Genomic DNA, 6,329 nt, shown 5'->3' with positions numbered 1-6,329 from the left:
TCACCCCCGATCGCGTCGAGGTGATCCGGCTCCTTTCGGCCCAGGCGGCCAACTCCATCGAGAATGCGCGCCTCTATGCGGATCTGCAGCAGGAGAACGCGGAGCGACGGCGCGCCGAGGAGGTGCTGCGCCATTCCTACTCGCTCCTCGAGGCCACGCTCGAATCGACGACGGACGGCATCCTCGTCGTCGACGCCGAGCAGCGCGTCCTGCGTCAGAATCACAGGTTCGCGGCGATGTGGCGCATCCCGGACGAGATCCTCTCCACCGGGTCGGACGACACGTTCCGTAGGTTCGTCTGCGACCAGCTCCTCGATCCCGAGGCGTTCCTGCAAAGGATCCGCGCTCTCTATGCCTCGCCCGAGCAGTCGAGCTTCGATGTCATCCCGTTCGCGGATGGGCGCATCTTCGAGCGTTATTCGCAGCCCCAGCGGCTCGGCGGGCGCGTGGTCGGGCGGGTCTGGAGCTTCCGGGACATCACCGCGCGCGTGCGCGCCGAGCAGCAGCGCGATCAGCTGCTCCTGGACGAGCGGCGCGCGCGCACGGCAGCGGAGGAGGCCGTGCACCTGCGGGACGATTTCCTTTCCATCGCCTCGCACGAGCTCCGCACCCCGCTCACCAGCCTGCAGCTCGCCATTCAATCGCTGGGGCAAAGGCTCGCGCGGGGCATGGATGTCGAGCGCGTGCGATCCGCGGTCGCCCTTTCTGGCCGCCAGGTCAAGCGCCTCGGCGACCTCGTCGATATGCTCCTCGACGTCTCCCGGATCCAGGCGGGGAGGCTCGAGCTGCACACTGCGCCCGTCGAGCTGCGCGCGCTCGTCGACGAGGTCGTCGCCCATCTCGGCGATCAGATCGCGCAATCAGGCAGCGCGCTCGCCGTGCGCGCGGAGCAGCCGGTCATCGGCCAGTGGGACCCGCACCGCCTGGAGCAGGTCGTGACCAACCTCCTCACCAATGCGATCAAGTTCGGGGAGCGCCAGCCGATCGATATCGCCATCACCCGGGAAGATCGGATCGCGCGGCTCGCGGTGACGGACCGCGGGATCGGGATCCCGGCCGAAGTGCAGGCGCAGCTCTTCGAACGATTTCGCCGCGGCGTTTCGTCGAAGCATTACGGGGGGCTCGGGCTCGGTCTCTACATCACCCGCACCATCGTCGAGGCGCACGGCGGCCGAATTCGCTTGTCGAGCGAGGTCGGCCGGGGCTCGACCTTCTGCGTCGAGCTGCCGCTCTCGACCGAGCACGCGGGGGATTTGTCGTCGTAGCGCTTTGCCTCGAGCGGCTTCGTGGGTGATGGACCGCGATATCGATGGCCGCCGACAGCGAGCGTCTGATCCCCGCACACCGTCACGGTCTGGCCGCCGCCGATGTCGGCCACCTCATTCATGCCTACGCATTGTTCTTCAGGCGAAAGCTTCCCATCGCTTCGGCAATGTTAACCTTTCACCAAACGGCGACACCGCCCCTCGTGTTGGAAAGAACCGTGCGGCTGCCTACGCGACCGACGCCGGCCGGGGCGGCGAAGGCGTGGGCGAAGGCCGAGAACGCGAAGGTGCACGTGTGTGCTTGCGGGTGCGGCGGCCGAATCAAGGTCAAGCCGTGGCATCACTGTGTCGGGATCCCGCGGTTCATCCGGTGGCATCAGCCGGACGTGTGTTCAGCGTGGGCGGAAGCGGAGAACGCGATGGGGCGGCACGTGTGCGCTTGCGGATGCGGGAAGCGGCTCCGGATTCTGCCGCGGCACCACACCACCGGGATCCCGCGGTATCTGCGAGGGCACTATGACCGGCGTCGCCGTTAGGGCTTCCCTTGTCTGCGACCCTGCACGACACATTGCTGCGTCATGCGCCTGATGCATCGAGCCGGCAGACTGGCTTCATCGACGACCTACTCCGCAGGCGTTGTCGGGTGGCCCGAGCGACGGCATCAGCGGCCGGTAAGGACGAGCGAAATCGAACGCATGCGTGTCCCGTTGCGCGTCATGTCCCCGCCCTTCGGACATTCATCCCCAGGCTCGAGAGCGCTCCGATCGCGGTGAGCACGAGTCCGAGCAGCAGGACGCCCGGCGGGATCTGAGCGCTCAAGAACACGCAGAAGAGGATCCCCGCGATGGGCAGGAGCGGTATCCGCCCGACCGAGAGCCGGATGCGGAAAGGCCTCCTCCTGGCAGGGTCCTTGAATCTCAGGATGATGACGGTGGCGTTGACGGCGATGAAGATCAGAAAAACGGTGAAATTGGTGGCATTGGCTATGAAGGCGATATCCCCGACCGAGAGGAACAGAGCGGACGCCGCCGTCACCAGGGCGATGGCGGCCCAGGGGGTCTGCTTCCGGCGGTGAACGCCCGAGAGGACGGCAGGGAGGGCCCCCGCGGCCGCCATTCCATAGATGATCCGCGAGGCGGCGAGCAGGAACATCAGCGCGGTATTCGTGGTCGCGAAGAGGGCAATCACCGAGACCACGATGAACACGTCGCGCCCGAGCGCGTGGCGGGCGACGTCCGCGAAGGGCGCCTGCGATGCGGAGAGCGCTCGCCATCCCACCACGGACACCGCGCTGATGGAGACGAGCACGTAAAGGACGATGGTGATCCCGAGAGAGAGCATGAGCCCCCTCGGTATCGTCTTCTCCGGCCTCCTGGTCTCCTCGGCGAGCTTCACCAGCCCTTCGAAGCCGACGTACGCGAAGAAGACGAGGGAAGATGCCTGGAAGACGCCCGCCAGGCCTTTCGGCGCCTCGAGGTAGTCCACCTCCCCGAGGTGGGGCAGGCCGAGGGCGAGGAGAAGAACGACGCCCCCGGTCTCGATGAAGGTGGCCACGATGTTGAACCACGACGTCTCTTTGATCCCGCAAAAGAGCAGGAGACCGAGGAGCACGAGGAGGCCGAGCGCGGCTGGAGTGACGGCGACGCCGGTGAGCACCGACAAGTAACCAGCGAAGCCGAGCGACACGGTGGTCGCCGCGAGGATCGCCGAGATGATGCTCAGCCAGCCGATCACGAACGCGATCCGCCTGCCCATGGCGTGGGAGACGTATTCATGCTCGGCGCCCGCGGAGGGGAACATGGATGAGAGCTCCGCATAGGAAAAGCCCGTGAAGGCCGCCATGAGCGCGGAGATCACGAAGGCCATCCAGACCGCGTTGCCGGCGAGGCCCGCGGCGTCCCCGAGCAGCGCATAAATGCCTGCTCCCAGGATGATGCCCACGCCGGCGAACGTGACTTCGGCGAGGCCGAGGGCCCTGCGGAGGGACGGTTGCGATGGCATCGATGCCACCTCCTCATCGATGCCATTCTCATAATCGCCGCGCCGGCGAACGGCACCCCGCCCATGGCCTGCGCGGCGCGCTCGCCTCGTCACCGTCGCCGTCGAACGTTCGCTCCCGCCGTGAAAAGCGAGCCCGGCAAGGGCCCCCCGCTGCCGATCTTGCGGTTCACGGAAGGCCCACCCAAGCTTCGCGCGGGGGCGCGTCACCCTCTGGAGCTCGTCACGATGGAGAGACATCCCGAGCCGCTCGTCTGTGGCTACAACGTCCACCGGGAGGCCGACCGGAAGGCCATGCTGGAGGCCCTCGGGCTCACGAGCATCGCGGACCTCTTCTCCTCCATTCCCCAGGAAGTGCGCCTCGACAGGGAGCTTCGCCTGCCTGCTCCCCACAACGAATGGGCGCTCGGCAAGGACCTCCGGGAGCTCGCGGGAAGGAACGCATCGACCCGGAGCCACCTGAGCTTCCTTGGCGGCGGGATCTACGAACTCCACATCCCCGCGGTCGTCGACAGGGCCGAGGACGAGGGGTTTGCTGGCATTTATCTGACGAAAGTGCCGGCAGCGCCCCGTTTCCCCACCCCTGGTTCCTCGTCACTGCCGAGCCGAGGCGCGTGTGCCGTTCGGATGACGCAGCCGCGCCGGACCAGACTGCTCGGGATTTCGAGCCCGTCACGCTCATCGTGGATGTCGGGAACAAAGGCGGCGGTAGCAGCGGTGGTGGCGGTACCGCTCGATCATTCGGGCGCTCCCGCTTCGATCCACGCACGCACCACCGACGCGGAGTCGCCCCACGAGACCGGGTGGCCCCGGCCCATCGGGACGGTGTAATAGGGGCTGGCGTCGGGATCGCCGGGCGTGACGTGGGCTCTTGCGTTGCGATAGACGCTCATCGCTCCGCCCGGCATTCGCTCGTGGCACCCGTCGCAGCGCTCCTTGGCGAGGGGACCAATACCTTCCTGGAACGTCGCCGGCACCGGCGCGGACGAGGCATCCGCGCATGCCGGAAGGCCGAGGACGACAAAAGCGAACCAGAGGAGCTTGCTCCCCCTCGCCGCGGGGGCAGAGGGCGCGACGTCCCTGATCGGGGTCGGGCGAATGCCTACCACGGTGACCTCCTGTGCGAGCGGCGCTCGATGGGGATGCGCCGCGAATAGGCTCTCATGCAGTCCACATGCCGCGCTTCCCTGATTCTGGTCGGTCGCCTCCCATTCCTGCTCGCAAACACGTCGTATCCAGTGTGGTCCCATGCTTGCAAAAGGCAAAAGACGAGCTCGTGCTGACACTTCCGGCCCGCCTCCCCCTGCTCGTCGCCACCGCCCTCGCGGTGACGCCCACGCTCACGTGGGCGTGTTCCGCGGGCGCGGACGCGCTCACCTGGCACGGATTTGCTCGGTTCACGGGGTTTGCCGCTGCCGGCCTGTTCGCGGTCTCGATGCTGCTCATGCTGCGCCTGACCTGGCTCGATCGGGCATTCCGAGGGCTCGGGCACGTCTACCAGGCCCATCACGCGCTCGGGGTCGCGGGGTTTTTGCTGCTCCTCGTCCACCCGCTCGCGCTTGCGCTCGGCGCCCTTCGAGTCGAGCCGGCCGCGGCGCTCCGCCTCCTCTGGCCCGATCCGTCGTCCAAGGTCGTGTTTTCGGGCTGGCTTGCGTTGCTCCTGTTCCTCTTCTTTTTCGTCGTGACCGTCGCGCAACGCATGCCGTTTCGTCGCTGGCGTCGATGGCACCGGGCCATGGGGCTTTCGTACGGCGCCATGGTCTGGCACCTGGTCACGGCCTACCGCGGCTCGGTGGCTGCCGGGCTCGCGCTCGGGCTCGTCACTCTGGGGGTCCTCGGCTTCGCGCATCGCCTCCTCGCGGAAGATCCGCCCTGGCGAGGCCTCCGCTACCGGATCACGAGCGTGCGGCGCCGAGGACCGAAGGTCGTGGATCTCGTGCTCGAACCCCTCGACAAGGCGCTTCGCTTCGAGGCGGGTCAGTTCGTGTACCTCGCTATGCGTGACTCTCCCGACTATCGAGCGTGCGGTGAGTCCCATCCTTATACCCTGACTGGTCATCCCGACGATCCACGTCTCCGCGTCTCCGTCAAAGCGCTGGGCTTCTGTACGCGGCACGTCCAGGATGTCACGGTCGGCACGGAGGCCGTCGTCCAGGGGCCCTTCGGCGGGCTGTTTCCCCCGAAAACGCAGAGTCGCCCGCAGGTCTGGATCGGCGGAGGTATCGGCGTGACGCCGTTCCTGGGCCGTGCCTCGATCATCGCCGCCGACGAGCCGTCGATCGACATCGTGTACTGCGCCGCGAACGAAGGCGCGGCGCTCTACCTGGAGGATCTGCGGGCGTTCGCCCGGGATCGTTCCAACATGCGTATTCACACGATCTACGAGGACACCGACGGACTGCCGACGATCTCCGCCATCGAATCACGCGTGGGCTCGCTCGAAGGGAAAGAGTTCATGCTCGCCGGTCCGCCGGCCATGATCGATGCTCTCCGTCGAGCTCTACGCGCGCACGGGGTGCCAGCGTCCCGCATCCATGCCGAGGAGGGCATGGCGCGATGAACTCCCGGCGCGTCGTCGTCGTCGCCGTGCTCGCCTTCGTACTCGCGTGGGGCACGCTCGTGAGCCTCGCCGTACAGAGATTCCGTAACCCCGCTGCGCCCCGAGAAGCGCGGCTCCTGAGCCGCGCCGAGGTCGCACACCACGACCGACCCGAAGATTGCTGGCTCGTGATCCGCGGCAAGGTGTACGACGTGTCCGATTACATCTCCGCGCATCCCGCGCCCCCACGGACGATCACCGACCATTGCGGCAAGGAGAGCACGATGGCCTTCGAGACCAAGGAACGCGGGCGATCCCATTCCCCGCAGGCCTGGCAGCTCCTCGAGACCTACCTCGTCGGCGAGGTGCGGGATTGAGTTGGGCCGATGCGTTTGGCGAAAGGTCAACGATGCAGCCGTTCGTTGCCTCGACGCAAACCAGAATTTGCCGAGGAACGCTTTCCGGCTTCAGGGCAACGGCGCGGCGCTTTGCCTTCCGCGCCACGCTGCGGGCGACCAGGCGAGGGG

The 6,329-nt window shown here is 67.1% G+C and carries 6 protein-coding genes; 4 read left to right on the top strand and 2 right to left on the bottom strand.

What is annotated here, in order from left to right; translation table 11 throughout:
• Positions 1 to 1,265, top strand: a 1,265-nt coding sequence (locus tag QHF83_RS29190; protein ID WP_282421250.1) for a PAS domain-containing sensor histidine kinase, incomplete at its 5' end; no start/stop codon positions are given.
• A 714-nt stretch (positions 1,266 to 1,979) separates the two neighbouring features.
• On the opposite strand, the gene QHF83_RS29185 is transcribed toward QHF83_RS29190, so the two are convergent.
• Positions 1,980 to 3,266 carry an amino acid permease gene (locus QHF83_RS29185; protein WP_282421249.1) on the bottom strand — a complete coding sequence of 429 codons (1,287 nt, stop codon included), beginning with the start codon at positions 3,264 to 3,266 and terminating at the stop codon, positions 1,980 to 1,982.
• Positions 3,267 to 3,329: 63 nt separating this feature from the next.
• On the opposite strand from QHF83_RS29185, the gene QHF83_RS29180 reads away from it, so the two are divergent.
• Positions 3,330 to 4,094: a hypothetical protein gene (locus QHF83_RS29180; RefSeq protein WP_348980477.1), complete on the top strand. Its 765-nt coding sequence runs from the start codon at positions 3,330 to 3,332 to the stop codon at positions 4,092 to 4,094.
• Here QHF83_RS29180 and QHF83_RS29175 read toward each other — a convergent pair.
• Positions 4,001 to 4,372 carry a hypothetical protein gene (locus QHF83_RS29175; RefSeq protein WP_282421254.1) on the bottom strand — a complete coding sequence of 124 codons (372 nt, stop codon included), beginning with the start codon at positions 4,370 to 4,372 and terminating at the stop codon, positions 4,001 to 4,003. The two genes, QHF83_RS29180 and QHF83_RS29175, sit on opposite strands and share 94 nt — an antisense overlap.
• Before the next feature lie 167 nt (positions 4,373 to 4,539).
• Here QHF83_RS29175 and QHF83_RS29170 point away from each other — a divergent pair, with 167 nt between their 5' ends.
• Both QHF83_RS29170 and QHF83_RS29165 read left to right on the top strand, forming a co-directional pair.
• Positions 4,540 to 5,823, top strand: a complete 1,284-nt coding sequence (locus tag QHF83_RS29170) for a ferric reductase-like transmembrane domain-containing protein (RefSeq protein WP_282421248.1) — start codon at positions 4,540 to 4,542, stop codon at positions 5,821 to 5,823.
• On the top strand, positions 5,820 to 6,179 hold the full coding sequence (locus tag QHF83_RS29165; protein WP_282421247.1) for a cytochrome b5-like heme/steroid binding domain-containing protein: 360 nt from the start codon (positions 5,820 to 5,822) through the stop codon (positions 6,177 to 6,179). The genes QHF83_RS29170 and QHF83_RS29165 overlap by 4 nt, the downstream gene beginning before the upstream one ends.
• The last annotated feature ends 150 nt before the right edge of the window (positions 6,180 to 6,329 follow it).

Source organism: Polyangium sp. 15x6 (assembly GCF_029960785.1).
GTDB lineage: Bacteria > Myxococcota_A > Polyangia > Polyangiales > Polyangiaceae > Polyangium.
Note: the sequence above shows the minus strand (reverse complement) of the source record. Positions and strands in the feature narration are given on the sequence as shown.

Excerpts from the sequence above, each read along its gene's own strand:
- QHF83_RS29185 (WP_282421249.1), bottom strand. The coding sequence starts at position 3,266 with ATGCCATCGCAACCGTCCCTCCGCAGGGCCCTCGGCCTCGCCGAAGTC.
- QHF83_RS29180 (WP_348980477.1), top strand. The coding sequence starts at position 3,330 with ATGGCCTGCGCGGCGCGCTCGCCTCGTCACCGTCGCCGTCGAACGTTC.
- QHF83_RS29165 (WP_282421247.1), top strand. The coding sequence starts at position 5,820 with ATGAACTCCCGGCGCGTCGTCGTCGTCGCCGTGCTCGCCTTCGTACTC.